Here is a 26,927-nt window from a genome sequence, read left to right on the forward strand (position 1 = left end):
GCCGCCACGACGAGAGTCGCGGCGGTCACCGCCATTGCTCCGACCCAGCCGCTCTGCGTGAAGACCGTCGCCAGGACGAGACCGACAGCCGGGATTCCATCTCCACGGAGAGCGACGGCAGCACACGCCGGACGGCGAAGATCTACTCACCGCCACCGTCTCCGCTTCCGACGACGACGACAGCTTCGGCTTCTACTCCCGGCCCACCAAGGCCCACATCATCGCCGCCGGCATCCGCCGCACCGCATGAACGAGCGCCTCATGAACAGCCGCACCAGCCTCACCATCTACCCCGCCCACGACGAGCAAACCCTGCTCCCGCCGACGCCGATCCTCGTCGACGAGCACTACTTCGTCCGCGCCGGGCTCGAGCAACTCCCCGCCCGCCTCATCGGGTTCAGCCCCGCCGGCGCGCTCGCCATCACGGCGTGGGTTCACGACGTGTTCCGTGCCCCGGAGCTCGCACGCGACCTGTACCCGACTTTCATCATCGCCGGTCGCGTCCAGGCATATCCGATCCCCGCCGCCAGGGTCACCGTGCGCGAGCCCGCCGGCGTCGTCCAGGTCGTGATCACCGACCCTCGCGGCAAGAGATACCGGCCATACCTCGGCGAGGACCGCGACATTGCCGACCGCATCGCCGCGGCCTGGGGCTCCCACCGCGGATACTCCGCCACCGTCCAACCGATCACCTGACAATCACGAACGGAGACACCATGCGCTGCTTGATGTGCGAAGAGCCCACCACGATGTACATCCCCTCGGACGACGTCGACGGCATCGGGCTGCATAGCTGCGGTGTCTGCGGGTTCGAGATCGAAGGCCCCCGCGACGAACCCGCGCATGTCGCCGACCATCGGAAGCTCACTGCAACGACGACCTCGACGACGTGTAGGTTCCCGTTGGAAATGGCCGAGGATGCCGGGAATCCCCGGTAGTTGGCAGTGGCCGAAGGCTCAGGATTCCGTGGGGAATGGCGAATCCCTACAGCCCCACGCCAGTCAGTCCTCGGCAACGCTGTCAGCGGCGTCGAGGCCGGGCAGTGTGAGAGCAGTCGCTTCGATCTCTTGCTGGGGTGCAGGCTCGGGCGGCGCCTGCGCCGGCTTACCGAACCCTGCGATTAGAAGCTCGCTGATGTCGTCCTTCAGAGAGCCAAAGCTTCGCAGGAACGCTGCAATGAGGCTCACGCTTGATCTTGCCGCCGGATCATTGAGTCGAAGCTGAGCCCCCGCAGCTTCTGAGATGTCTCGCCCACGAGCTAGCCGCTCGTGAACGACGAGATCAAACTGTCGAGGCAAGTCTCGGAGCGCGGGCTGACGGCCTAGCCGGATTGCGAGTTCTGCAGCAGAGTCAGCCCACTCCGGCGGTGAGGGCTCAAACGCGCCCATGGCCTCAGTCCGCACCTCGGGCGAGGCCTTCGCCGCCGCGAGCAGTCCACTGATGAACTTGTCGAAGTCGCGCGACAACTGGCGCATGCGCTGAGCGGGCACAACTCCGTCTGCGAGGCGTTCGCGAAGAAAACTTGTGAATGCACTCGGATCCATCGGGCGGACAAATCCCACGATCGTTACGAGGTTGAGTACCCAGATACTGAGGGTCTCTGAAATGAGCCACCGTACCGCGAGCTGTTCGTCATCCTTGACGCCGGGCGTCCAGCGCTGGCAAAGCGTCTCAAGTAGACCCAGGCTCTGCTTCAGTGCAGCGAACGGATCTAGAAACCACACGGTGGAAGTGAGGAACTTGAACGCAGGTCCGAGCGTGGGATCGTCCTTGCTGACTACTTTGACTGTGCGCCGCAGAAGCAGGGCGTTGGGTCCGTGGGCCCCAAGATCTGTGAGTTTCGAGAGATTAAGTGCGGCCTCTCGCGCCTGGAGGTCGTTGATCGATTCGACGCTGACGCGGGAATGGCGGCCCAGCTCCCGGGTTCTGGGCGTCACGCTCGAGGCAACAGTCAGTTCCGCTCGCTCTGCGCCTACCAACTCTTGCAGTCCGCGTAGCCACACAATACGGTCGAGTGGTTTCGGCGCGCTCTTCCCCGTCCCGCTCTTGGACTCGCCAATGGTCCGGTGACTCTCGAGCCCGGGACCAAGCCCGATGGCGAGTAGATCCAGGTCGGTGACTTGGATGAGTTCCGCGCCGTAGTAGCTGATGAGGTCGATGCCTACCCGAGTGAAGTACCCCTCCCAGAACCACACTTGGCCTACGCGGCATTCGAGTCGATCACCGGGGGTTAGCGGGTCGGTCTTGACGGGTGGCACGTTGCAGTTCCTTTCTCAGCTCGAGGATCGCTGATCTCGCGATCTCGTCAGCGGCTCCGAGGTCGCCCGCGCCCGCACGTGTTTGCTCTGGGTTGGTGAACTCGCCTGGAGCTCGGAGGAGGTTCACCGTCGGGTCCGTCGTTCCTGCGGACGTTGATGAGTTCTGAAGCCACGCGAGCCCGCCTTCGACGATCTCCTCCTTCACAAGTTCGAGGTATGCCCGGCCGTGGTCCGTTTCACGGACGCGAACGATGCCGTGCGCCTCAAGCAGGTGGTAGTCGGTGCTGATGTTGCTCGCAGGCCCAACGCTCCCGCGGTTTAGGAGCGCCCGCACGAGGACCACAGGATCGTGTATTCGACCGCCGCTACGTTCCGCTCGTTCATGCCCGAAGAGCATGTGGGCGACAAAAAGCTTGCGCTGATTCAGCGCCTCGGTGGTTGTGAGCCGGTCGTCCTCCGACTCGAGAGTAGGTGAAAAGACATATGTCTGCGCTCCGGATCCTCCCGTCGACTTGACGGTGGCGGCCTGGACGAGTCCGACCTTCTGTGCTGCGCCGAACACGCCGGGGGTCGGTTGCGCGAGGAGTGGAAGTGCGAGGCCGGGGTGTTGCGCTGCCTGTTCACATATGCCGAGAAGCGCGTCGCGCTCGCCCGGGGGAAGGCCACGGAGGAACGACGCGATCTCAATCTGTCCTGACTCCCACACGTAAGGGCTATAAATTACGTCCTCGGCGAGATCGACGGAGTTGACGCGCTTTGTAAGGCCTGTCGCCAGTGCAAGGTTCAGACCGGTTTCGCTGACTTGGTCGTTGAATCCTCGTCGGTGGAGTTGGTCGAGATGTTGGGTGGTCGTCAACGGGGCGAACGATGCGACTTCGATCGAGTGCAGCGTTACGATCTCATCGATGGTCGGGTTGAGCTGCTGTAGAACGCGGTAGGACTGTTCGATGAGGTTCCCGGTTACGCCCAGAAACTCCTGCACCTCGATTACAACGCCTTGTGTGTCCAGCGCGAAGTCTGCAACATTGGCAGCCTTCAGCGCCGGCAGCACGGTCGAGTGAAGTGATTGCCTTCCAATTCCTGCCTGGACGGCGAAAGACTCGAGGGCGGATGCACTCAAGGGGTCGGAGAATCCATGGATGCGGGCGACGAAGTCCATCGCTTCGCCTGCGTGAAGTAGTGACTCGAGTCTGGGTCTCAGAGCCGGGTCGATTGTGCGCGAGGCTTGATGAACCCGCGTCACAGCGCGCCCGAGTCGCCGGTCGGACCTGTTGACGTCCAGATCGGCAGTGGTGCTCTCCGCCATTCGAATCTCCTCACCCGCTACCGAGATGAGCCTACTGATCGGGCGTACGCTCCTCGCAGTGCGCTCGTCTCAATTTGTGGGGAATCGCATTTCGAGCACTCGCTGCCATTTGACGACGTCGGCGGCGTCCTCGGGCCGAAGACTGCGCATGTGTGCCAGACGATTCCGAATCGGCATGATCTGCGCGCTGAACTGTCGCCAGTGAGCGGCGCTCAACCCCAAGTCGCCGATCTGGGAACGGTCCTTTAGTTGGAGCAACTCCCCGAGTGAGAGCCATTCGAGAGGGTCGCGCAATTGCTTGACCGACGTGGCGCCCATGTATGCCGATTCGCTCGCTCGCTCGAGCACTTTTTCCGGAAGGTCGCCGTTCAGGCACTGCGTGCGCCAGTTCTCCGCCCATGCGGCGATTGCGCGCCGACGCACTTCGCGTCGGATGATCCGCTCGATCTTCCAGAGTCCCGAACTCACCTCGGCAAGCTGCTGCTGAGGATCGAGGGCATCCGCGAGAACCTCGTCGAGCGCCTTCTTGAGCGGTCCGAGATGCTTCGGAAAATTCCATGTCCGAGTCGCACCGTCGGGCGCTGTAAGGCTGGAACCATCCAGCGCCTCAAGCTCCCTCGCGTTGAGCAGGCCCAGCGCGCTCTGGCCAATCAGCAGGCTCTCGTACACGACACGATCGAGAGACGCAGCCAGGTCCATACCGAGTTCTGTCAGCGCCCGGCACAGTACGTCGGCCGGGGAGGCGCCGTCTTCAACGCACGTTGGCCACTCGTGAGCGCCTGTGCTCTTGACGACCGGAGCATGCGCCAGGCTGGCGTCGTCAAGGAGCGAACTCCCGACCACTGGAGGGAAAGCAATCCGAGGCGCCCGGGAGAGGAGGATGACCCTGCCGCCGGCCTCGACGTCGCTGAAGACGCGCTCGCGTAGCGCACCCATCTGAGTGGCCTCACTCTGCATCGTGAGCGACTCCATCCCGTCGATCACGACTGTTCCGGTGGTAAGTGGGCCATCTGGCTGCAAGTAGTCCCGGACGCGCGTCACGTTCACCTGCGAAGCCCCCAGAGCGCGGCGGGCTGGCTCGTTGCTCGAGCCCAGCTGCAGGAACACGACGCGGAGTTGCTCCGCTTTTCGGTGAACGCCCAGTATCCAGTCGGAGTAGTCGGTCGCGCTCATACGAGCTCCAGGATCACGCTGACTTCGAACTCGCCGTCCTGTTCGTGAATCAGACCCAGGTCCTTCAGTCGACGAACTGCGACGTGCTCGCTGGATGCGAGTTCCTTGAAGTCGGCTGCACTGTCCATCAGCACGTCCAGCATGACGGCCTCGTTCGCGTAGTAGCGCTTGACGTGTTGGACCATCTCCTCAATGTTGCCTTGGACGCGACTCTTCCAATCATCAAGTTCTGTGAGCACGGAAGCGCGAGTCATCGTACGTTGGAAGACGTCGGTCGGAAGGTGCTGCACGACGGCTGAGCTCAGATTTCGATACAGATAGGCGTGACCACCGGACGCCTCGTGGAGTGCCTCGAGCGCACCAGGTTCGATCTGGATGCCCATCTTGCCGCCGACGGTGCTCGCGAGATCGTCCGCCTCTTCTCGCTCCAGCGGCTTCACGTACACGGCCTTCGCCCAAGAGAAGAGGGGATTCGGTCGACCATACAGTCGTCCACCTTCAACGATGGCGCTTGTAAGGCCGGACAGCACGAAGGTGAAGTTCTCAGACTCCTGCACGATGCTCCTGAGGGCCGATAGCAGCTGCGCAATGCGTGGCATGTCGCCTTCAGCGATATCGATGCGATCCGCTGGGGTCAAGTACTCGATCTCGTCCAGGAGGAGCAGGATCCTATGCCCGTCTTTGTGGAGATGCTTGAGTATCGCCTGGAGAGCGTTCTTCAGGTCGAGGATGCTCGGGCGTTCCTGCAGCTGCGAAAGCTCTTGGGTGCGCAGCTTGTGAGCTTTGAGTTCAGCAATCAGTCGTCGACGCAGATCGCTGACGATGTCGTCGGTGGGGTCTTCCGGCGGAGAGGGGAAGGCCTCCAGGTCCATGAGGACGGTCACCACTTTGTCCTCTTGCAACTCCTCCTTAAGCTGCATGAGGATGCTCGTCTTGCCCGACTTCCGCAGTCCGAAGACGCCTGTGACTCGCTGGTTGAACACGTCGTCACGCATCGACTGCAGCAGTGTCCTGCGGCCGAAGAAGCTCGCGCCATACACGGGAGTCGTCATGTAGAAGAGGTCTCGGGCATAGATGTAGTCGCGAAGAAGGGTAATTAGCGAGAGTTCGTCTTCGTCGTCAATCAAGAGCGGGATCGCTAGTTTCGCGGGGCGCGACCAGTCGTTCAGTTTGATCTGTAGACGCCGATCGGGCGACCACATGAAGAAGATGTCCGGAGTGATGGAACGATCGGCGCCACCGAGCTCGCGGGCCGCAGCCTGGAAGGTCCGGCCCTGGAGATCCTCATGCGGACTGTAGAAGATCATCACCTCGCGGGTAAACCCAAACCCGGCCTCGATCGCTCCACTGAATCGCACATGGACGATCGCGCAGTCCCTGAAGCCATCCTGACGGCAGAACCCCGCGTAGACCACCTGGGAGCCAAGACTTCGCAGAGCGTCGATGTGGTCACGCAGGACCGGGTACTTGTATCGAACGCGCTCGACGTTTGCCAGCAGGTCTGGGTGCTGGGGCGCCGCCACAGCGCCCGATCGCCAGCCGAACTGTCGAGTGGATGGTGCGGTCGGATCGAATCCCGGCCGATCGACATGCGGGTCTACGTGCTCACGTCGCATCGGCGATGGCCGAGGCGAACCGGGTCGAGGGGGTCGGGCACCGAACGACGCCCTCACCTTGCGAGCAACTGGAGCTTCTATCGATGAAGACGGGCTCTTGACGAACTCACCAAGTTCTCGCAGACGGACCAAGACGGCCTTTGCGTCGACTCCCAGTTCGGCGGCGAGCTCGTGCACTCGCATCTTCGCCATCTGTTCTCCGCTCGTGGTCACTTGGCCCGCTGTGTCTGCCAGGGGCTGTGCATTACCGGCGAAGCCGGGTTGCCAGATCAGTCTGTTGCATGCTGCAGACACCGGCTGCGATGACACGGCTCGATATATCAGTCGCCGTCCGCCGTCCCACCGAGGCGGCGCGCCTTGAGCAGCACGTTCATGTGCCTCGGGTGGGCTACCCATTGAGTTGTGATCGGTCCAGCGCGTCGAGTGAAATGGCCTTCCACCGGCTGCTAGGCCTTGCTGGGCCTCGGGCCAAACGGGGTCCAGGCCCATGCCCGCGACGAACGTCACGCAGCGCTGGATGTCGATGAGGTCTTCTGGGGCCGCTTTCAGCCGCTTGAAGTGTGCGATGCCATGAGGCGAGCATCTCACGACGGGCGAGACTTCCTGAGCGAGAGCAACCACTCGACTCGAACAGGCTCTGACCCAATCAGTGGACACAAATTCACCGGTGTGAGAGACTACTCCGTTCGCCAAACGAAGGGTCTGGCCGATGTCACACTCTGACGGCAACACGGACTGGGGGCGGATCATCCGCGACATGATCGCGCGTAGCACCGACTCTGCCCCCACCGAGCCCGGGGTCTACCGGATGCCGTGTGGGAACTGCTACGTCGACTTCTTCCTCGCCTCGGACGGCACCGAACGGTGGCTCGTCCCAGGCGATGAGCGCAGCTACACCCGCGACACCGTGGCCATCGCTCGCCACGGCGAGCACCCGTGGGAGCGGATGTACACCCTCGGCCATGCCGCCGCCGAGATCCGCCGCCGCGCGACCGCCGACGGCACACCCGTTCTTGTCCTGATCGATGAGCTGGCAGCGGTCGCCGCCACGGAGGATGCGGCGGAAGACGAGGAAATCGCCCGTATCGCCCGGGAGCGTCCCGCCGACAGTGCGGAGGTGGCGCGCTCCGATCTCGCCCGGAAATTCGGGATCGATCTCGACGAACTCTAGGAACATCTAGCGGTGTCTACCGAAACGCTAGACACCGCTAGATTCTGCTAGACATCCGTCACATGCGAGGAGCGTTAGCCGTGAGTGAGTATCCGTGGTTCGACTTCGACCGAGTCGACTACGTCACCGCGGACACCCACTTCAGCCACGCCCGGATCAGCGAACTCGCGGACCGTCCATTCACCACCGTCAACGAGATGAACACCGAGCTCATCCGCCGCTGGAACGAGACGGTCGCCCCGACAGATGTGGTGCTACATCTCGGGGATGTCGCGCTCGGGCCGATCGAGGAATCGATCACCCTCACCGCGCAGCTGAACGGTCACCGGTACCTCGTCCCCGGGAACCATGACCGGGTCTCACCAGCGACACAGTCCAGGAAGGCGATCGAACGGTTCGCGCCGCTCTACGAGGCGGCCGGGTGGACGATTCTGCCGGAGGTCATCGAAGGCACCCGGCACGGCTACCGGATCCTCGCATCCCACTACCCGTACAAGGGCGACTCGCAGGAGTCGGACCGACACACGTCGCACCGGCCCCGCTGGGACGATGGGATCCCGCTGTTGCACGGTCACACGCACGCACGCGACCACGGCCCGAATGGGCACCAGTTCCACGTCGGCGTCGACGCCCACGCATACGCGCCCATCCCGTTCACCGTCATCGACGAGTGGGTCCGGGGCCTACCGGATGTCGAGCCGTGGCTCGATGTGGCGGTCCGTGAAGCCCGTCAACTCCTCGCCAACCTCGACGCCACCGAAACCTCGAACTCCGACGCGATGTTCTACACGATGGGCTACAACGAACTGCGCGTCGCGCTGGAGGAACTCCTCGGCGCGCTCTACTCTTCCCACCCCGACTCCCCCGGGAACACCGCCAAGGCTTAGGACTGCCTCGGACGCGCTTTCGGCGCGGGCGACGGTATGAACAGTTCGCCTGCCGCGGGGCCGGATCGGAGGGTCCGCGGTTCTCGTCGGAAGCGGATCCATCCACAACGCTGCCAGTGCACCATCGTCAGGTACCGCGGCGACGACGACGTCCAGGCAGCCTGATGCTCCGCGGCGCTGAGATCGTGCGACGCGAGCTCCGGGAATACTTCCCGGAAGGTCGGGGATTGGCCGTGTTCGCGGGCGTAGCGATGGAGGAATGTCACAGCGCGACGCGCCCACACCGGCGCCGTCTCGTCAGCGGTGAGTTCAATGAACAGCGGCGCGAGGTGAGGTGCCGACCACGGCTTGTCCTCCCGGCCTGAGTCGGCCGACACCACGCATTCCTTGCCCTCGACCGTCATCGCAGAGATCCCACCCCGGACTCAGCTCCGGTCACGGGTGTCGTCGGGTGCGCGTTGCGTGTCGGCGGGACCCGCAGGCTCCTCGCCCTGATCTCGTCCTCCAGCTCGGCTGCTGGATGAACCCGCATCCATGACTGCCTTCAGCGCCGTGGTGTACTTCTCTCCTGTCACCTTCACGCGTTCCCGCGCGTCGTGCCGCAGCCGACTGGAAGTTCGTTTCTTCTGCGTCATGCCGACGTCCTTCGCGTGTCTGGAATTCGAGTATTCGTCGATGGCTCGACGGGAGTGCTGCGACGGAGTCCGTGAGCCTGTGATGGGCCCCGCGGGGCGGGCGGGTCAGATCGTTGCCTGCCTGCGTCCGAGGTAGACCCGTTGATGCGCGCCCCGCGTGGGCGGACCGGGATGCCGGCGCTATGCAAATGCCGGTTGATGGTCATCTCGCTACAGCCGGCGAGCTGCGCGATCTGTGCGATGGTCCAGTGCTTCGTTTCATAGTGATCGCGGAGCCAACGGGGGTCGAGGTCGAAGGTGCGGGGTCGTCCCCTTCGAGTCCGGGTGCCCGCGTCGGCGAGAATGCGACCCACTGTCTGCCGAGACACCCTCGTGTCTGCGGCGATCGTGTAGGTGGAAGCTCCCGCCGCGTACACCTGCGTCAGCCGGTCTGGTGGCATGGCTTCTGTCGCTGTCGCTCGTGCCGGCCGGATGGGCGGCCACGACGGCGCGATCTGGGGTCCGACTTCCGGGAGCTGAGGGGTGGGTTCGGGTGTCCAGGTGACGGGCTCCTGAATGCCGTTGGCGACGAGGAACTCTGCGGCGATCTGATCGAGCGCCGCCCGCACCGCCGGCGGGAGCTCCTCTACGAAGCGGGCTACGGCGGGCGGGCTCGCCCTGGTCGTGTGCCACGCCGTAGGCATCGCACGCAGCGGGTTCCCGGAGAGTTCTTGGTACAGGGCTGCGCGCGCCAACTCCCAGCGTCGTCCGCTCCCTGGGGACACGCCCGCGTCCCGGCAGAGCTGCCCCCACTGTGATTCGGGCAGGAGATCGGTGTAGTCGAGGTGGCGGCGGCGGGCGTAGTCGATGGGCACGTCTTGCGTGTCCAATAGAGCTGCCAGGCGGAGGACCGCGTGCAGGGTCGTCACGTGGTGAGTGCTGCGGCCCAGCTCACGCATCACGTGCGTCACCTGCCGTGACGGTGCGTGCGGATCGAGCAGCGCGAGCGCGGCGGAGTGTGTGAGCCTCGTGCCGGTAAACACGACCGCTGCTGCCAGCGCGGACGCGGCGATCTCGTTGTCGACCCGCAGTGGGGCGTACTGGGCGATCCAGTCCCCCCACAACTGTGCCGGCACTTTCCGTGCTCGCTCTTCCGGGCTGACGCCCGACGGCGGTGCGGACTGCAGAAACACGGTGGGGCGGCGGCGGCGACCCAGCGCGGCCGCGATCAGGGTCTGTAGTTGTGGTGTGTGCGCGGTGTACGACGTGCTGTGCGCCAGCCGCCCCTGCAGCAGGGAGATGATCGCGGCCGGATTGGTCAGTGCGCGGTGACCGAGGGTGGTGCCGACAGCGGCCCCGACGGCAGAGTCTGGTCGCGCCCGGATCGCCCTCGTCCAGTCCTCGCTCATCTCGAACAGCCCAATGAGCTCCCGGCCCAGCGGGCTCGCGTCGATGCTGTGACCGCCGACGATTGCGTCCCGCGCGGTGCGGGACAGTAGCCGAATGTCTTCCAACACAGGCACGGCCGGCTGCGGTGCATCAGCATAGATCCCGAACTGCGCCTGACCGGTGGAGACGATGCGCATCATCGCCCGTTGCGCATCCAGCACCGCCTGCGGCACCGGCGTGCGGGTCCGGTCCTCGGTGAGGTCCGCGCGACACCGGTTGGCCTGCGGACCCCTCCCCGGACCCCGCACGGGATTGTGGCAACGCCCGGGAACGGGAACAAGTGCGAGCGGGTGAGCGCGGTGTCGGGCAGGAAGATCACAGGTCTGGCACCGATCCACGAGAAGGCGGCGGTGGCGGGCACAGGCGAACCCGAACGGGAACTGCCACGACATCCGCCACCGTCCACCCGAATCGACCAGGCATTCCGGGCAGTATCGTCCCGCGGTCCCTGCAGCCGGGCATTGCGCGCTGATCCGACCCTGCCGGGTATAGCGGATCGCGTGACGGGCGAAGCGCATCCTCGTCATCTCGTGAAACTGATCGGCAGGGATGCCCGTGGAAGCCTCAAGCCGGGCAGCCTGCTCCTCGGTGAGGGTTGTGGCCCACTTGTCCGCCATCCACGCGGTCGCCGATACAGCCAAACCTTTCTCCTGCTCGATGAGACCGAGCGCGCATGCCATCTCGTTCATCGTCGCCCCATAGGTGGCCGCCATCTTCTCCAGCCAGGAATCGAACGGCTCATCCGGCAGTGGCCGCACCCGAAACGGCAGCACCCGCACCTCGTCGGAACGCGTCGCGGCCTTGCCGGTCATGCGGCTGCCACCTCGCCACCCTGGGTCTTTCGGCGGCGGCCCGCTCTCTGGCTTCGAAGCTGCCGTTCCAGCTTCGCCTCCAGCTCACGACGTTCCGTCTCGGCGCCCTCGTCGATGCGAATATCATCGAGCAGCTCCCGATCGATGCGTTCCCTGCCGGTGCGGATTGCGCGCGATGCGCCGCGGCGGATCAGGTCCATCAGCGACCCGATGTTCCCGGTCGTGCGGGCGAACAGGTACCGCGAGAGGTCGACGAGCATCCCGTCTCTCCCGTCGGTCAGCACGAGGGCCTGGTCGATGCCGAACAGCAGCCGGTCCCATTCATCGCGGCCGCGTTTGTGGGCGAGGGTGAAAGGTTCCAGGCTGAGGACTGTCCACCGTCGGAAGGTCTGCGCCATTGCTGCGCCTTCGCCGGTCTGGCCCTCCCCGACGAGTCCCCGCTTGCGGAGGGCGACACCGGCGAACAGGAACGTGGCGTTGTATTCATTCGAGAGCCACTTCAACTGGTTCGCGACCTCTACCCCGTCACGGGTATTCATCCGCAGGAAGTGGAGATCATCAACGATCACCAGGCGCGTGTCGTGGCGTTCGATGCACTCCGCGGCTGCCCGGGCAAGATCTCTACCCGCCATCGAGCGGTGCAGGATCCCGGCGGTGGCGGGGTGGGCGTAGAACCCGAGGATCATCATGTGCAGACCCTTGATCGTCGGCCGGCCCGTCAACGTCACATGACACACCGGCAGGTGCCGCACGTCCCGGTCCTGATCCAGCCACTCCCCGGCCTCCGCGATCCGCTGCTGGTGGAACACTCGACCGAAGTTGTTCACCACCGTGGACTTCCCGAGCGCCGGCGGCGCGTCGATCGCCGCCGCTGACTTCACCCGGTCGGCGTCTTGCAGGTTCGAGTCCAGGATGTCGCCGAGTTGCAACTCGATCTCCTGCACCTGTCGGGTGCGCAGCAGGATGTTCGCGTGCCACTGACGCCGCGCCAAGTCATACCCGACACGCTCCTGCGTGGATAGCGCCGCCAGCCGCTTCAGCGTGAGGGTGTCCGGACGGGTCCGGGCTGGGCGTTCTGCGAAGTCGTTCCACCCCTCGTAGGTGGACAGGCTCCGCTGCCGTGCTCCCGCCTGCGGCTGGGGCTGGGTGGTTGTCATCGGAGCATCTCCATCGGCTCGAAGCGGTAGTCGCCACGGATGGTGGGCTCGTCGATGTCGTCCTCGTCGTCATCATCTCCGGTCTCCGGCACATCGACCCGTGTCCTCGGATCCCTCACCCCGCCGGTCAGCTCCGTCGCCAGGTCCGACCCGGCCGTGAGTTCTGCGTCCAGCATCCGTTGCACCGTCCGCAACGACCACACCCCTTCCGGATCGGGGTTCTTCTCATCCAGGCGGGCCGCCATCCGGGCGCTCATCCGCCGCTCCGACGGTGTCAACCCTCGGCCCGCGCCCCAGTCCTCGAGCAACTGCGCGGCAACATCATCGACCTGCGAGGGGCGGCCCTGCCGGATCGCAATCTTCTTCGCATACTCCAACGCGTCCAAACTGAACGGGGTGTCGAACGCGTCCTTGTGCTCCCACTCCAGGGTGTGCCAGGTGTGATCCTCCGGGTCGTGGAAGTAGATCTTCGTCAGGTCGTCCGGGTTCACCACGAACGGCCACTCCGTGCCCGTGTCCCGGTGGATCGACCGGGCCCGGTTGCGGTACTTCGCCACCGAATCCCCCGTGTAGCGAAGATTGTGAATCTCCACCCCATAGTGGTTGAACTGACGCTTCACCACCGGCAGCAGCTCCAACAGCACATTCCGGTCCGTCGGCATCCGCAGCGAACCCGCGACAGCGAGCCCCTGGTCATACTTCTGCGCCGGACTCAACTTCACACCCGGGAGGCTGGGATCGGCGAGCGACTCATGCGGGCGGAGGTGATAGACCGTCGCGATCCACTCGCGGATGATCTGCTCCAACTGCGGAACCGTATACACCGCCTCACCCTCAACATCGTCCCCACGACCCGACACGTCCGCACCCTTGTAGCCGGGGAGCTCCTGCAGGAGAGAGTCGAGAGTGCGAAAGAAGCGCTCCACCGGGCTCTTGTCGGTGGGCTGGTAGATACGGGCTGGCTGGATTGATATGCCCAGTCGGGCGCACGCGGTGGTGACATGCTCGGAGAGGAAAGGGCGACCGTGGTCCACGACGATCGTCTCGGGCAAGATGCCGGCGCGTGTGAAACGGGCGACATCGGTTCGGGTGGGGTCGACGAGCACCGTGTCAGGCACGCCGTGATACGGGACACGAGCGGCGGTATCCCAACTGCCCGGTAGGTCGAACGGCAGCATCGCTTCGACGAGAACACCGGACACGTCGATGGACTTGGTCGATCCTGGCGTCAAGCGCAGCCCGAGAATGCACCGTGAGTAGAGATCGATCGCGACCGTGAGGTCCGCGCAGACCCACTTGCCCGTCACCGGAGCGACGGCGAACACATTCAGTGGGGTGGTGTCAAGAAGTACGAACTCACCGGGACGTGACGCGGTCAACCGTCCGTAGGGAGCGGCGGGCCGGTTCGCGATCGATCTCTTTGCCTTCGTGGAACCCGCGAAAGTGCCTCGTCCGCGGGTGAGCTCGTCCAAGCCCCGGTATGCGCTGGCGGTGGACGGGAATGTGACGACGTCGGGGCCGTGAAGTCTCTCGATGCGTGCGCGGATCCGGGCGAGGATGATCTTCTTCTGCACCTTGGACTGATCGTCCTGCTCATCGAGTATCGTTCGCGCGGCGTCAACCCACCGCGGGTCGAAGTTTGTCAGTGCCGCACCCGTCCGTGACATCCGGGTATCGATGAGACCCGCTTCCCCGGTGTCTCGATACCGGGAGACCCATCGCTCCAGGGTCCGTAGGCCTATGTCGAGCTCTTTGGCCTTGGCCTTCTGTCGCTCTCGGAGCGGCCGTTGCGGGTGGTACTCCAGTCGTGGCTCGCCCTCTCGGGCGACCTCACGACTGCCCGACCGGTATCCCGTGAGCACCTCACGGACGTGATCCGCCCGATGGTGAGCACCCGCCTGAGCGGACTGGGTTGCGTCCGACCAGACAAGCATCAAAGGTTGCGTCTGCTCGTCGTCGCCCACCCTGCCTGGCACGTGCACTCTGCCGCCTTCCGACTCCGGTTGCAGCACATCGATCATGCGGAGACGGCGAGTGCGCCCATCCGCGGTGCGGACGATGACGGCGCCATCACCGATCTCCGCGACCGTGCACATCTTTCCGTCGTAGGCAATCTGGGCCCCCGGGCTGACCTTCCAGGTGTTCTTCATCGGACGCGTTTCCCTTCTCGTTGATCTGCGGGTGTGTGGATCGTCGCGCTCGACACTCATGTCTCCAGGAGGCTGGTGATGTCGAGCACGCGGGTGAGGTCCGTGTGCAGGCGCCGCGTCCACATCAGGTGCAACACAACGGACCGAGCCAATCGCGGATCGGCAGTGATCGCCGTGACAGCTCGCACCGCTTCGCCGAATGTGACCGGAGTGGATAGCAACTCTGCTGCGCCATCGACTTCGGACTCGAGGAACTGGAAGCGCCGCCTATACCCGGCGAGGAACCGCACGTTCGCCAGCACGACAGGATCGGGCTCGGATTGCACCCGGTACTCCCAGCCGTGCCCCTCGATCACGCGCCGCGACCATCCCAGAGAATCGCGCACTTTCGGGCGTGACAACTTCTCAGCCGGCTTCACATCAACCACGCACCCCGACTCATCGGCGTGGACGAACAGGTAATCCGGGACGTGCTTGCGGCGCGTGCCGCGATCATCGCCGTCGAGCAGAAACGGCTGCGAGAGGATCCACACCACCCGCGGGTCGAAGTCGGCCAGCAGCAGGTTCACATACTCCAACCGCGACTCGTACCCCACCGGGGCCTCCATCGTCGCCGACCAGTACGAGCCGGAGAAGTGTCGCTGCTTGCGGTACCAACGAAACTCCCGCCACGGCACCGCGGTATCGAACTGACGAAGACGAACATCATTCAAGGCGATGACATCGACGTGATCGTCTGACCTGCGAATCTGAACCGTCGACGCCAGCCCGGTCACAGCCCCGACGCTCCCTGGTACGACAACGGAAACGAACCAGCCCCTGCGGTCCGGCGGTTTGTGAACATGTCGCCATCATGGGCGCCCACACACGCGTGCATCCATGCACGAAACCACCACGAATACGTAACACACGTCATACCGAGTTGCTCTTGCGAATCGGTCAATTACGTACTACGTGACGTACGTTCTAGTGAATGTCACATTCACTGTACTCTCGAAACGACCAGAATCAAGTTGTGTACGTCAGATAGACAACACCGGGAAGGAAGTCGCCTCGGAATCACCTCGCGCACGTGCCGGACGTCGGTGACGTATGCGAAACTCGGGGCATGACGATAGTGGAGCCGATCGCACCAGCGGAGTCGCGGCTGTTCTTCGGCAACAGCTACATGAACGCTGTCGTCATAGAGATCGCCGCCCTCGAAGGCGACACCTTCTCTCCCAAGCAGATCGTCGAAGCGACTGGACTGTTGGGGAGCATCGTCCACCCACTGATCCACAAGCTCCGCGACGCACACTTCCTTGAGTTCGTCGGACGCGTGCCCGGAGAGCGGACCCTGCTCTACCGGATCCGTGACAACTACTGGTGGGAAGCCGCGCGACGCTACGCCGCCGACCGGGAAGCCGCATCGGCCGAGCGCACGGCTTCCTAACTGCCTGGGGACTGCAGCGGAACGTAATAGGCATCCAGATCGATTGCTAGAGCTGTTCCCAGCCGGGAAAGTGCGCGATACAGACGCGTCGCGAACCAGATCAGTTCCTGTCCTCCTGGGGAGTACGCGACCCCGTCAGTCTGATCGAAGGCGCCTCCTCGGACAGCAATGCCGAGATCGAGCCCCGTGGGCTGAGGCTCGGTGATCGAGCCCACAGCTGCAGCACCGCGGATATCTCCCCAATCAAGATCCGTGCTGAGAAAGACACCCAGGATCGGCTTGGCTTCCGGATCCTGAGCTGGATACGTACCGCCTGCATGCCGGATCTCCGCTGAGGTGCGGTGAAGTCGGCGAACGCTGGCGACCTTGTCCCGGGCGTAGTCGAGGTTCTCCTTGTTCATTCTGGGCTTCACCTCACAAACGGCGTACAAGCTCTCGACCGGCACGAAGCGGACGTCGCCCTGCTCGAAAAAAAGGGGCGAGTACTGTCGATCGAAGATCGCAATGTCGATCTGTCCGCTCTGTTGCCCGAGGGAGTCGATTGCGAAGATTGGCCCGACCCCGTATCGCTGGGGAAGAAACTCCCGGAGCACGCTGACCCATTGCTCCTCGGTGGCGTCACCCTTGGTGCCGGGATGATCTGTGAACTGCGGCATGAGCCCCAGCCCTGTGAGCATGTGGTCCTGCTTCGCCGTATATGCCTTGGCAAGGTCGAACGGTTCGGACATGGGTGGTCTCGCTTTCAATGGACGCGGCTGGGAGATCGCCCGCGGGGATGGTGTCGAATGTTCGTGTTCGGACGCCACGCGCTTTGTGTAGGTCCACGACGTAGTTCTACCCGTCGCGCATAGCGGTCAGCAATGATGTGGGCAGCGGCCGGTACTGGTGAAACCTCAACTTCGATGTTGGACTTCAGTGGCTTCGCCGGGTGGCATCTGGTTCCGCGAGCCCTGATCGGTTGCTGTGAGTGCGAGCGCGGCACGGTGGAGTTCGATGCCGTCTGGCGATTGCGCGAGCACCCATACGCTCAGGTGCGGGCGGGGATTCGGTGACCCAATAAGCGCGATGAATCGATGGAAGCGAAGTTCCAAGTCGACGAGGTGGGAGATGTAGGTGTTGAGATCCAGCGGGCTGGGTTCTGGCGGACCGTTGGGATGGGTGTGCCATTCTCCGATCCATTGTGAGCGGTCGACCTTGTGGGCGCGGTCCGCGGCGAGTTGGGTGTATTCGAGGTCACGGAGGAAGTAGCCGGGTTGGTGGACGGCGTTCGGACCGGGTGCGGAGGCGGATGTAATGACGAGGGCGTTTTCGTGTCCGAAGAGTGCACCGCCGGTTTCGAGCGTGGGGTCGCTTCTCGCGATGATCGTTCTGATCGATGTGAGCGCACCCTGGGTGATACCGACGGTCCAGCTCACGGGTGGCGATGGCATGCGGGGCAGTCCGGGTAAGGGGGCGTCGCGGAGGACCAGTGCGGGTGGAGTGCTCGTCGCGCATCGAAGGGGGCGGCGTAGCCGGGTGATGGGCGGAGGGCGATGACGAGGTTGTCATCGGTGAGGGTCTGATCGACTTCACCGGCGTTTTGCAAGAGAGTCGCGACGGCGACTTTCGCTGCGATGCTCCCAACGAGGTGAAGGTCTCCACCTATTGCGGTCATCGGGTTGTGTCGGGTGCCGTCCCCGTAGCCTCGGTCCAGGCTCGGTTCGGGATCGATCATTCCGTTGTCGCGCATGTATCGACGCTGACAGTCGAGGCATCCGACCTCGGGCAGTGCACGGATGCGCAGAATCTCTCCGTATCTGCCGTCGGCGAGGACGCAGGCGAACACAATCGGTTTGCCCGCACGGCGTGCAAGGTAGTTTGCGACGCGTCGGGGTTCGACTCCGTCGACGGTGCAGATGATGATGTCGGCGGCGTCAATCAGGGGTCGGGTGATGTTGGCGTTGGCGGTGAGGTCGATGGGCCATGGGCTGATGTTGCTTTCCGGCCACTGCCTGTTCAGGGATGCCTTTAATCCATCCACTTTGGACATTCCAACGCTCGCGGCAGCGAGGACGTGCCGGGGAACGTTGTGGAAGAGGATCTTGTCAGGATCGACCAGGTCGATGTGGCCAACTCCGTAGCTTGCGAGTGCTTCGGCTGCGGCTCCTCCGATGCTGCCGGCGCCTAGCAGGAGCGCCCGCGAGGTCGAGAGGAGGCTGGTTGGCCAGAGGCTTCCAAGGGCGGTCACATGCTGGGTTCCGTCCTGGATGTCCAAAGAAATGGGGCGGACGGTGTCGTTCGAGATCGTCCACGCCGACCAGGCCGGAAGCCGTTCCCCATCGCGGATCTCCGGAGGGTCGGGACAGAAGGTCACGGCGATGTGCCATTGGCCGGGAAGCGGTGCGATCGCCTGCGGGACGAGGGTCTGGAAGGCGTCGAAGGGCATTGTCGCGTGTTGGTGGGTGAGAAGGTACGCGCAAAACGCGGCGTCCGCCGGCACTCGGTACCAGTGGCCGACGCGATTGAAGTCGGCGACCGTGAGGAAGTGGTCGGGATCCTCCGTGAGATGGACGAGGTCCGAGTCTTCGTTCGAGAGGGCGACGACTATGGCGGCCTTGTCCGGTGCGGACAGACGGCAGGTGAGATTGCCCCACGCGTACGACTTGTCGATGACCTCCATCGCTTCGGTGGGCAACAGCACCAGCCAGTTCTCGCCACTCATGCGCTGTGCTCGGTCACGCTGTCTCTTCCGCGGTCGCGGTGATCAAGTGATCGAGTTGCTCGTCGGTGACGATGCCGTTGACTGTCATGTTCGGGATCTTGCCGCGCTGAAACAGGGCGAACTCGATCATCCATCCCGACGCTTTCAGGATCAGATCGCTGGTCCGCGAGAAGAGGTCCCACTGGTCGGCATCACGGAGCAGGCAGAGGCCGCCATTGGGGAGCACGTGGTACTGGGTGAAGCTTCGCAGGGTGACGTCGGGCTGCGGTTCCAAAGGGTAGAGGATTGGTGGGACCGCGGGGAAGCCGTGCCCGTACGCGACCCGCGCGCGCAGCGGCTGGTCGACGAGGTTTGACAGCCCGGCTGGTTCGGGTCGTGTGAATGGCCATACCGGGAGTGCGCCGCTGAAGTGACCGGCACCTTCGGGCGTCCACTCGAGGGCGGGGGCCACCGAACCGATGTCGTCGATCTCCTGCGCGAGACGACCCGGGTCATCCTCCCACCAGCTGCGGAGGATCAAGGTCAGCCCTGCGGGGAATCGCGAACCGGACGCGGCCCAGTCTCTCCCGCTCCACCGGGAGGCAGTACGAGCGGGAACGCAGTCCCGAAGACGGACTGCCAGTGACGTGTCGCGGCCGGCTGATCATTGGAGGCGACGGCCCGAAGCGCCGCGACGGCGTCAGCTGCTGCATCCTCTAGGGACCTGCGCAGACCGGCCACGTCCAGACTCGGCTGGATCAACCCGGAGAGCTCCGCGGGATCTTCAACGCGCAAGGAGTGCGTCGAGGCGTTGACGAAGAAGTTCTTCAACGCCTCGGGTCGGTTGTTGCTCACCGACAGGCAGTCCAACGCGAGAACCTCCATCACGAGCGACTTGACCGTGCCGGTCACATCTTCATGCTGACGCGACCAGTACTTGAGGACCCGGACCAGCGGGCGAAACAACGACCAGTCCTGCTGCCGCCGTGCGACCTCGTTGATGAGGTACTCAGGGTCTGCGAGCGACCAGCGCTCCTCCTTCTTGAACGGGATCAGGATCCCGTCCGGACGTCGCAACGCTGGCATCACATCGACAGTGAACGCGTTGTCCTGCTCCGGCGGATCGACGAAACACTTCGCGGCGCGATTGCGGTCGGCGGTGCGGATCAGGCGCACCAGCTGCGCGCGCGATCCGTGGGACACGGAGAGGAGATCGTTCACCAGATCATGGCAACGCTCGATCGCCTCTTCGGCAGAGCCCCCGTCCTCGCCCCAGTCCGGGTGCTCGTCCTGATCGAACTCGACCACGAGATCCACATCATGCACCGGCTGCAGCTGGGTGCTGCGGGCGAGCGAACCCGACCCCCACACCACCTTCACATCCGGCGCGGTCAGCAACGCGGACGTGAAGGTGTCGCGACGGTCACGGGCAATCTGCACGACCTTCACATCCGCGTCGACAACCGACTGCAGGGTAGCGAAAGACTCGAGAACCGTCATGGAGCACCTCTCCCCAGCGGCCCGGGTGCGGGCGCTGATTCAGCGTACGGCCGACCTCGGACATCTTGCGGAAGAGTCGCCGTCTCTCGTCCCGCATACTCGGCGCCCTCACGTCCGACTACATGCAGCGTTCTCAGGAACATGGCGGATCCGCCATTTGTCCGCCACTTCATCTGAGAATCCGCCATCTTCGCCGAGAACCTACATCAGGTGTCACATCCCCGGCGCCATGTCCGCGAACCGCGAATAGTGCCCCTGGAACGCCACGGTGATCGTGTCGGTCGGACCGTTACGGTGCTTCGCCACGATCAGGTCGGCCTCACCGGCGCGGGGGCTGTCCTTCTCGTACGCGGCCTCGCGGTGCAAGAGCACCACCATGTCGGCATCCTGCTCGATCGAGCCCGACTCACGCAGGTCGGACAGCGCCGGCTTCTTGTCGGCACGCTGCTCGGCACCACGGTTCAGCTGCGACAGCGCGATCACGGGAACCTGCAGCTCCTTCGCCATCAGCTTCAGCGCACGCGAGAATTCACTGACCTCCTGCTGACGCGACTCGACGCGCTTACCGCTCGTGAGCAGCTGCAGGTAGTCGATGACGACCATCTTTAAACCCTCGCGCTGCTTCAGGCGACGGCACTTCGCCCGGATCTCGACGAGCGTCATGTTGGGGCTGTCGTCGATGAAGAGCGGCGCGTCATTGATGCGACCGCGCGTGGCCGCGACCGTCGTCCAGTCGCGAGAGTCGAGGGTTCCCTTGCGCATGCTCTGCAGCGGGATCGCGCCCTCGGCGCTGAGCAGACGCATCGCGATCTCGCTGCGCCCCATCTCGAGCGAGAAGAAGATCGTGGGCGAGTTCGCCTTGACGGCGGCGGCGCGCGCGAAGTCGAGCGCGAGCGTCGACTTACCCATGGCGGGACGCGCGGCGATGACGATCATCTGGCCCGGGTGCAGACCGTTCGTCAACTGGTCGAGCCCGGCGAAGCCGGTCGGGATGCCGGTCATCGACCCGTCACGACCGCGAGCGGCCTCGATCTCGTCGACCGCGGCATCCACCGCCACCGTCAGCGGCACGTAGTCTTCGGCGCTGTCGTCGCCCGAGACGTTGTAGATCTCGGCCTGCGCGCTGTTGACGAGCTCGGTCGGGTCGCCCTCGCCGGCGTACCCCATCTGCACGATGCGCGTGCCCGCCTCGACCAGACGTCGCAGCAGCGCCCGCTCGGCGACGATCGACGCGTAGTACCCGGCGTTCGCCGCCGTGGGGACGATCGAGGTCAGCGTGTGCAGGTAGTCGGCACCGCCGGCGCGCTGCAGCTCACCGGTCTTGATGAGCTCGTCGGTGACCGCGACGACGTCGGTCGGCTCGCCGTGCGAGTAGAGCGTGAGGATTGCCTCGAAGATCAGCTCGTGCTTCGGCACGTAGAAGTCGGGCCCGCGCAGGGTCTCGATGACGTCGGCCACGGCGTCTTTCGACAGCAGCATGCCGCCCAGGGCGCTCTGCTCGGCCAGCATGTCGTGCGGCGGCGTGCGCTCCGGACGCTGGGACCCCCCGAGACGCTCTTCGGCGATGTCGGCAATCGACACAGGCTCTCCTTCTCGTTTGGGACGCACTCCCCCACCGGCCGATTCGCGCACACAGAACGCAACGGACGCTTCGGGATGACGACCTCGGGCAGCATCCTGTCACCGACCTCCGACATCGACGCGCGAGTGGTGACGGGTGTGCCCGATGGGATGCACCCACGGTAAGGACGACCCTTTCTCCACGCAAACAGACCTGTGGATAACTTTGTGGACAGCTTGCGAGAAACGCCGCGATAGCTGTGCACAACTCCTGTGGAGAACTCCGTGGATGATGTGGAATCAGGATCGTAATCAGCCCACTGATCTGGACTTTATCTCTCCACAGGAAACCTGTGCGAATCCTGTTTGAACCACACGTTGAAGGTTCTCGGACTTGACAGAAAGGTGTGTACAACTCCGGGGATAACTCGCATCGCGAGCTACTGACAACCCCGCGTGCTGTCAAGTCACGTTCACATGCGGCGTGTCGGCCGGTTCCGCGGACGACACCATCCGGTAACTGGGCATTCGCTGTGACTCTTCCCTGCCTCCTCGATGACGCGTAAAGTCACCCGGCATAGGTCACCGCCGATCGACTTTGGGGAGTTGAGATGGATGCCACGGCCCGGCGCCGCGCGATCTCTGCGCTCCGCCTGCTCGGCTTGGCCTTCCTCGCCGCCCTCGCCTGGGTGGTCCTGTCGCTGTCGTTGACGACCTCCTCGGCATCGGCGAACGACGACTCGGGATCGGGTCTGCTCGGCGCCGTCACCGACACGGTGAGCGGCGCGACGGGCAAGGTCAACGGTGTCGTCGAACGGGTCGATGAGACCGTGGCATCCGTCGTCCAGGTGGTCGAACCCGTGGCGGCTCCCGTCACCGCGGTCGTTCCCGAACCCGTGACCGAGGTCTTCCAGTCGACGGTGGATGCCGTGGACACCACGGTCCACCACGTCGACGACACCGCCGGACGAGCCATCGACGCCGTCACCGAGACGGTGTCGGAGGTGGCCGAGGCGGAGGTCGTCGGAACCATCGTCGACCCCGTCGTCGAGACCGTGGTCTCGGTGCCCGTCGTCGGCGGAATCGTCGCGGAGACGGGACTGGACGACGTGCTGACGGGTGTCGCAGACACCGTCGATGAGGTCGTTCCCGGCGTGGTCGGATCGCCGAATCCCACGGGGCCGCTGCTTCCCGGCATCCCCGGCGACGTCGTGGACGAGGTCGTCGACACGGTGACCCCTTCGGTTCCCGCGACGCCCGCTCCCGGCATCCCGCCGCTGGTCGGACCCGCGGTTCCCGCGCACCCCGAGGCGCACGACGTGACATCGCCCGCGGAGGCCGCCGTACCCGCCGTGGCCACGCCGACGGCCGACCGCGCGCCGGCCGAGCGCATCCGTGCCGCTGCCGAAGCGTTCGCCGCATCGTCGACGACCGTCACGGGCGAGAAGTCCGCCCACCCCGAGGCGCCGCCCGCCCCCGCGCCGGTCGTGTACGGCCTCGGCGAGGCTGTTCCGGGATCGGCGTCGGCGGCAGCGGCATCCGGTTCCGGGTCTCCCGCGGCAGCGCGCCTGGACGACCGCGCAGGCTCCGCGACCTTCGTCCTTCTCTTCCGCAGCGCCCTCGTCGACGACGATCTCCCCGGCGCACCCACCTTCGCCACCGACGTCTCCCCTGACTGAGGCGGGCCGCGTCGTGCTCCGGCACGGCAGACGGTCCCGCGCGTTCCCGCGCACCCTCATTCACACCTCAGGAGAGAACTCTCATGCGCAAGATCTACTCGCGCGCCATTCTGGGCGCGTTGATCGGCGGCGGCTTGGCCGTCGTCGGGGCCGGCATGGCACATGCCGCGGAGACGTCGGGCACCGACGGCCTCCTCTCGGGAGACCTGGCGATCGTCTCGGTCGACCTCCCCATCACCGTCGGAGGCAACGCCGTCTCGATCATCGGTGACAGCCACAGCGAGGATGCCAGCACTTCGGCGCCCGCGTCCGAGCCCGCACCGGAAGCCACCACCGACGGCGGCGACGGCATCGGCTCGGGCAACCAGGGCCTCGTCTCGGTGGACGTACCCGTGACCGTCGGCGGCAACGCCGTCTCGGTGATCGGCGACAGCCACAGCGAGGATGCCAGCACTTCGGCGCCCGCGGAAGAGACGGCGCCGGCACCGGCCGGTGACGTCGAGACCGACGGCACCGACAGCGTCGGCGGCGGCAACCAGGTCGTCGCCCCGGTCGAGGTGCCCGTGACCGTCGGCGGCAACGCCGTCTCCGTCATCGGCGACAGCCACACCGAAGGCGCCGACACCACCGGTGGCAGCACCTCGGGCGGCCACACCGGCGACGTCGACACCGACGGGGGCGACAGCCTCCTCGGCGGCAACCAGGCCCACCTGCCCATCTCGGTCCCCGTGACCGTCGGCGGCAACGCCATCTCCGTCATCGGCGACAGCACCACCGAAGATGCCACCACCACCGGCGGCACCTCGGGCGGCCACACCGGAGACGTCGACACCGACGGCACCGACAGCCTCCTCGGCGGCAACCAGGCCCTCCTGCCGATCTCGGTGCCCGTGACCGTCGGCGGCAACGCCGTCTCCGGTATCGGCGACAGCACCACGGAGGACGCCACCACCACCGGCGGCACCTCGGGCGGCCTCCTCGGTGACATCACCACCGACGGTGGCGACAGCCTCCTCGGCGGCAACCAGGCCCTGCTGCCCATCTCGGTGCCCGTCACCGTCGGCGGCAACGCCATCTCGGTGATCGGCGACAGCACCACCGAGGACGCCACCACCACCGGCGGCACCTCGGGCGGCCTCCTCGGCGACATCACCACCGACGGTGGCGACAGCCTCCTCGGCGGCAACCAGCTGATCACCCCGATCAACCTGCCCATCACGATCGGCGGCAACGCCGTGTCGGTGATCGGCGACAGCACCACGGTCGGCTCCGAGACCGGAACGCCCGGCACCCCCGGAACCCCCGGAACGCCCGGCACCCCCGGAACCCCCGGAACGCCCGGCACCCCCGGAACCCCCGGCACCCCCGGCACCCCCGGAACCCCCGGAACCCCCGGCACCCCCGGCACCCCCGGAACCCCCGGCACCCCCGGCACCCCCGGCACCCCGGGAACCCCCGGCACCCCGGGAACCCCCGGCGAGCCTGGCACCCCCGGCACCTCGGTCGTGACCGGGTCGGTCGCCTCCGTCTCGTCCGTCTCGGCCATGGCCCCCATGGCATCCGGTGACCGTGCTCTGGCCGCCACCGGCGTCGAGACCGGCGTGGCCTGGGGCCTGCTCAATGTCGCGCTGATCATGCTCGGGCTCGGAGGAGCGGTGATCGCCCGCCGCCGCGCCACCGCCTGACACCGCGTCGGGAGGGGCTTCGGCCTCTCCCGACCGGGCACCGGATGCCATTGTTCATTGGGGGCATGGCATCCGGTGTTGGCGTGTTCGGGTTCAGTCGGCCAGGCGCCAATCCTCGAAGCTGAAGCCGGGCGAGACGAGGCAGCTGACCACGCACTCGGTGTCGTCGACGAGCCTCGCCGCCTGCCACACTCCCGCCGGGACCGTAGCCTGCAGCCGCTCCCCCGCCGCCAGGTCGGAGCCGAGCACCACGGTCTGGGACAGGTGCGGTTCGGTGGCGTCTCCGCCGAAGGACAGCTCGAGGCGGCCGGGGCCGTGCCACAACCACACCTCGTCGCTCGTGACCACGTGCCACGCGCTGTGCTCCCCGGGCGTCAGCAGGTAGTGGATGCACGTCGCGGCCGGACGTTCGCCCGCGGGGGTGTCGACCGCGTACGTCCCCGTCCACATGCGACGGAACCACCCGCCCTCCGGGTGCTCCTCGAGGTCGAGCAGTCGGGCGGTGGTGGGGCGATCGTCAGTCACCGTGCACTCCGGTCTCTCGTGTGAACGCGGCGGATGCGAAACGCACCTCGCCGTCGATGAACGTCGCGGCCGCGCGCCCTGCGCCGTCGACCACGAGATGCTCGATCATGTCGTCGACGGCGCCGCGAGCGACGTCGAAGAACGCCAGATCGGCCACCGCACCGACCGACAGGTAGCCCGTCCGATCGGGACCCGTGTCGAGCCCCATCGCGTGCGCCCCGCCCAGCGTCGCCGCACGCAGCAAGAGGGATGCCAGGTCGCGGTGCACGTAGCCCTGCGCGCGCGCCAGCCGGTGCAGCGCCGCGACATCGGCGAGAAGGTCGAGCGAGGGGGACGACGACAGCGAGTCGGTGCCCACCGCGATCGCGTTGCCCTCGACGAGGTACGCGGCCACGGGCGGTTCGGCGAGCCCGATCACGGCGTTCGACCGTGGGCACAGGGCCACGGTCGTGCCGCGCAGCCGAAGCGTCGCGCGATCGCGGGCGGTCATGTAGACGCCATGGGCGATGTGGCAGTCGGGTCCGAGCACCCCGAGCTCATCGACGAACTCCGTCGCACCCGTACCGAAACCTTCATCGCGCAGCGCCTGGAAGCTCGCGGGGCGACGCTCGCGCCACGGCAGCGCCTCGCCGTGCTCGCGTTCGAACGCCGCCTCCCCCAGGTGGATGTGCAGCCGACTCCCCCGCTCGCGCACGATGTCGGGGATCTCGAGCAGCGGCTCCACGTCGAGCGAGTACGGCGCGTGCGGCGAGAGACCCGTGCCCGGGGGCGACGGCAGCGAATCGAGCCGCGCCTCCACCTCGGCCCTCCCCCGCTCGGCCCACGCGGCGTTCGTCCAGCTCATCACCTCCCAGTAGGTGATGCCGTGCAGCCGCGCATCGTGCAGCGCCGACGCCGCCTCGACATCGGTGACGATGTCGGCCACCGCGGTCGTGCCGGCGGCGATCAGCTGCGCGGCGCCCCTCCTGGCATCCGCCGCCCAATCGAGGCCCGACTCGTAGACCGGCTGGAAAGCCGCGGCCCAATCCTCGAACCCCGTGTACGAACCGCGCCCGACCTCGGCCATCCCGGTGTACTGCAGGTGGGTGTGGGCGTTGACCAGACCCGGGGTGAGCACGCCGGGCCAGTGGACCTCGTCGAAGACCACGCCGCGCTGACGCAGCTCGTGCCGCACCCATTCGCGGTCGCCGACGTGCCGGATCCGTCCGCCCGCCACGGCGATCGCGCCGTCGACGATGGGAGGCGCGGTCATCGGGACGACGAGGGATGCCGA

24 protein-coding genes and 1 pseudogene are annotated in these 26,927 nt (G+C 65.6%); 6 read left to right on the forward strand and 19 right to left on the reverse strand.

All coding sequences use genetic code 11. The annotated features are described in order from the left end of the window. Window positions 1-261: 261 nt before the first annotated feature. The gene (locus P5G46_RS08710) at window positions 262-696 is read left to right on the forward strand and encodes a hypothetical protein (RefSeq protein WP_101305219.1); all 435 of its coding nucleotides are present in this window, start codon (window positions 262-264) and stop codon (window positions 694-696) included. A gap of 305 nt (window positions 697-1,001) precedes the next feature. Here the strand turns inward: P5G46_RS08710 and P5G46_RS08715 are convergent, their stop codons facing one another. The 5 genes and pseudogenes from P5G46_RS08715 to P5G46_RS08735 form a co-directional block, all read right to left on the reverse strand. Further along, entirely contained in the window at window positions 1,002-2,258 is a 1,257-nt protein-coding gene (locus tag P5G46_RS08715) for a hypothetical protein (RefSeq protein ID WP_005054973.1), read from the reverse strand. Next, window positions 2,221-3,417 carry a hypothetical protein gene (locus P5G46_RS08720; RefSeq protein ID WP_165801300.1) on the reverse strand — a complete coding sequence of 399 codons (1,197 nt, stop codon included), beginning with the start codon at window positions 3,415-3,417 and terminating at the stop codon, window positions 2,221-2,223. Before P5G46_RS08720 ends, P5G46_RS08715 begins: the two co-directional genes overlap by 38 nt. A gap of 216 nt (window positions 3,418-3,633) precedes the next feature. Continuing rightward, window positions 3,634-4,737 (reverse strand): hypothetical protein, encoded by a 1,104-nt coding sequence (locus tag P5G46_RS08725; RefSeq protein ID WP_005054969.1) that lies wholly within the window; start codon window positions 4,735-4,737, stop codon window positions 3,634-3,636. Further along, window positions 4,734-6,353 carry an AAA family ATPase gene (locus tag P5G46_RS08730; RefSeq protein ID WP_230007221.1) on the reverse strand — a complete coding sequence of 540 codons (1,620 nt, stop codon included), beginning with the start codon at window positions 6,351-6,353 and terminating at the stop codon, window positions 4,734-4,736. The genes P5G46_RS08725 and P5G46_RS08730 overlap by 4 nt, the downstream gene beginning before the upstream one ends. Before the next feature lie 42 nt (window positions 6,354-6,395). Further along, a pseudogene (locus P5G46_RS08735) lies at window positions 6,396-6,545 on the reverse strand (translation initiation factor IF-2 N-terminal domain-containing protein); the annotation flags it as partial. A 517-nt stretch (window positions 6,546-7,062) separates the two neighbouring features. Between P5G46_RS08735 and P5G46_RS08740 the strand changes: the two are divergent. After that, window positions 7,063-7,524 (forward strand): hypothetical protein, encoded by a 462-nt coding sequence (locus tag P5G46_RS08740; RefSeq protein ID WP_005054965.1) that lies wholly within the window; start codon window positions 7,063-7,065, stop codon window positions 7,522-7,524. Window positions 7,525-7,604: 80 nt separating this feature from the next. Continuing rightward, window positions 7,605-8,411 (forward strand): metallophosphoesterase, encoded by an 807-nt coding sequence (locus P5G46_RS08745; protein WP_005054963.1) that lies wholly within the window; start codon window positions 7,605-7,607, stop codon window positions 8,409-8,411. On the opposite strand, the gene P5G46_RS08750 is transcribed toward P5G46_RS08745, so the two are convergent. The 6 genes from P5G46_RS08750 to P5G46_RS08775 form a co-directional block, all read right to left on the reverse strand. Further along, complete coding sequence (locus P5G46_RS08750) at window positions 8,408-8,815, reverse strand: hypothetical protein (protein ID WP_043341843.1); 408 nt, start codon at window positions 8,813-8,815, stop codon at window positions 8,408-8,410. The two genes, P5G46_RS08745 and P5G46_RS08750, sit on opposite strands and share 4 nt — an antisense overlap. A gap of 21 nt (window positions 8,816-8,836) precedes the next feature. Continuing rightward, window positions 8,837-9,046 (reverse strand): hypothetical protein, encoded by a 210-nt coding sequence (locus P5G46_RS08755; RefSeq protein ID WP_133177970.1) that lies wholly within the window; start codon window positions 9,044-9,046, stop codon window positions 8,837-8,839. Continuing rightward, window positions 9,043-11,286 (reverse strand): TniQ family protein, encoded by a 2,244-nt coding sequence (locus P5G46_RS08760; RefSeq protein WP_101305218.1) that lies wholly within the window; start codon window positions 11,284-11,286, stop codon window positions 9,043-9,045. The genes P5G46_RS08755 and P5G46_RS08760 overlap by 4 nt, the downstream gene beginning before the upstream one ends. Then, window positions 11,283-12,443 carry an AAA family ATPase gene (locus P5G46_RS08765; RefSeq protein WP_005055282.1) on the reverse strand — a complete coding sequence of 387 codons (1,161 nt, stop codon included), beginning with the start codon at window positions 12,441-12,443 and terminating at the stop codon, window positions 11,283-11,285. Before P5G46_RS08765 ends, P5G46_RS08760 begins: the two co-directional genes overlap by 4 nt. Then, a complete protein-coding gene (locus tag P5G46_RS08770) occupies window positions 12,440-14,017 on the reverse strand; it encodes a hypothetical protein (RefSeq protein WP_408905488.1) in 1,578 nt (525 codons plus the stop codon). Before P5G46_RS08770 ends, P5G46_RS08765 begins: the two co-directional genes overlap by 4 nt. A 632-nt stretch (window positions 14,018-14,649) precedes the next feature. Beyond that, window positions 14,650-15,369 carry a TnsA-like heteromeric transposase endonuclease subunit gene (locus tag P5G46_RS08775; protein ID WP_005055286.1) on the reverse strand — a complete coding sequence of 240 codons (720 nt, stop codon included), beginning with the start codon at window positions 15,367-15,369 and terminating at the stop codon, window positions 14,650-14,652. 332 nt (window positions 15,370-15,701) lie between these two features. Here P5G46_RS08775 and P5G46_RS08780 point away from each other — a divergent pair, with 332 nt between their 5' ends. Continuing rightward, window positions 15,702-16,025, forward strand: coding sequence for a hypothetical protein (locus P5G46_RS08780; protein ID WP_005054589.1), 324 nt, complete (start codon window positions 15,702-15,704; stop codon window positions 16,023-16,025). Here P5G46_RS08780 and P5G46_RS08785 read toward each other — a convergent pair. The 6 genes from P5G46_RS08785 to dnaB all read right to left on the reverse strand — a co-directional run bounded on the left by P5G46_RS08785 (window position 16,022) and on the right by dnaB (window position 21,786). Further along, the gene (locus P5G46_RS08785; RefSeq protein ID WP_005054591.1) at window positions 16,022-16,753 is read right to left on the reverse strand and encodes a DUF6602 domain-containing protein; all 732 of its coding nucleotides are present in this window, start codon (window positions 16,751-16,753) and stop codon (window positions 16,022-16,024) included. The genes P5G46_RS08780 and P5G46_RS08785 overlap by 4 nt on opposite strands. Before the next feature lie 165 nt (window positions 16,754-16,918). Further along, window positions 16,919-17,440, reverse strand: a complete 522-nt coding sequence (locus tag P5G46_RS08790; protein ID WP_052323164.1) for a Mov34/MPN/PAD-1 family protein — start codon at window positions 17,438-17,440, stop codon at window positions 16,919-16,921. Continuing rightward, window positions 17,437-18,726 carry a ThiF family adenylyltransferase gene (locus tag P5G46_RS08795; RefSeq protein WP_005054595.1) on the reverse strand — a complete coding sequence of 430 codons (1,290 nt, stop codon included), beginning with the start codon at window positions 18,724-18,726 and terminating at the stop codon, window positions 17,437-17,439. The genes P5G46_RS08790 and P5G46_RS08795 overlap by 4 nt, the downstream gene beginning before the upstream one ends. Window positions 18,727-18,739: 13 nt before the next feature. Then, window positions 18,740-19,246 carry a hypothetical protein gene (locus P5G46_RS08800; protein WP_005054597.1) on the reverse strand — a complete coding sequence of 169 codons (507 nt, stop codon included), beginning with the start codon at window positions 19,244-19,246 and terminating at the stop codon, window positions 18,740-18,742. A 2-nt stretch (window positions 19,247-19,248) separates the two neighbouring features. Continuing rightward, window positions 19,249-20,205: an SMODS domain-containing nucleotidyltransferase gene (locus P5G46_RS08805; protein ID WP_005054599.1), complete on the reverse strand. Its 957-nt coding sequence runs from the start codon at window positions 20,203-20,205 to the stop codon at window positions 19,249-19,251. A gap of 213 nt (window positions 20,206-20,418) precedes the next feature. Continuing rightward, entirely contained in the window at window positions 20,419-21,786 is a 1,368-nt protein-coding gene (gene dnaB / locus P5G46_RS08810) for a replicative DNA helicase (protein ID WP_408905489.1), read from the reverse strand. 590 nt (window positions 21,787-22,376) lie between these two features. Between dnaB and P5G46_RS08815 the strand changes: the two genes are divergently transcribed. Both P5G46_RS08815 and P5G46_RS08820 read left to right on the forward strand, forming a co-directional pair. Next, complete coding sequence (locus P5G46_RS08815) at window positions 22,377-23,444, forward strand: hypothetical protein (protein ID WP_408905490.1); 1,068 nt, start codon at window positions 22,377-22,379, stop codon at window positions 23,442-23,444. An 83-nt stretch (window positions 23,445-23,527) separates the two neighbouring features. Next, window positions 23,528-25,129 (forward strand): hypothetical protein, encoded by a 1,602-nt coding sequence (locus tag P5G46_RS08820; protein WP_408905491.1) that lies wholly within the window; start codon window positions 23,528-23,530, stop codon window positions 25,127-25,129. Between the two features lie 93 nt (window positions 25,130-25,222). On the opposite strand, the gene P5G46_RS08825 is transcribed toward P5G46_RS08820, so the two are convergent. Together P5G46_RS08825 and P5G46_RS08830 are read right to left on the reverse strand one after the other, a co-directional pair. After that, a complete protein-coding gene (locus tag P5G46_RS08825; protein WP_408905492.1) occupies window positions 25,223-25,654 on the reverse strand; it encodes a cupin domain-containing protein in 432 nt (143 codons plus the stop codon). Further along, window positions 25,647-26,906: an amidohydrolase family protein gene (locus P5G46_RS08830; protein WP_408905624.1), complete on the reverse strand. Its 1,260-nt coding sequence runs from the start codon at window positions 26,904-26,906 to the stop codon at window positions 25,647-25,649. The genes P5G46_RS08825 and P5G46_RS08830 overlap by 8 nt, the downstream gene beginning before the upstream one ends. Window positions 26,907-26,927 lie beyond the last annotated feature (21 nt).

The organism is Microbacterium mcarthurae, assembly GCF_046064585.1.
Classification (GTDB): Bacteria; Actinomycetota; Actinomycetes; order Actinomycetales; family Microbacteriaceae; genus Microbacterium; species Microbacterium mcarthurae.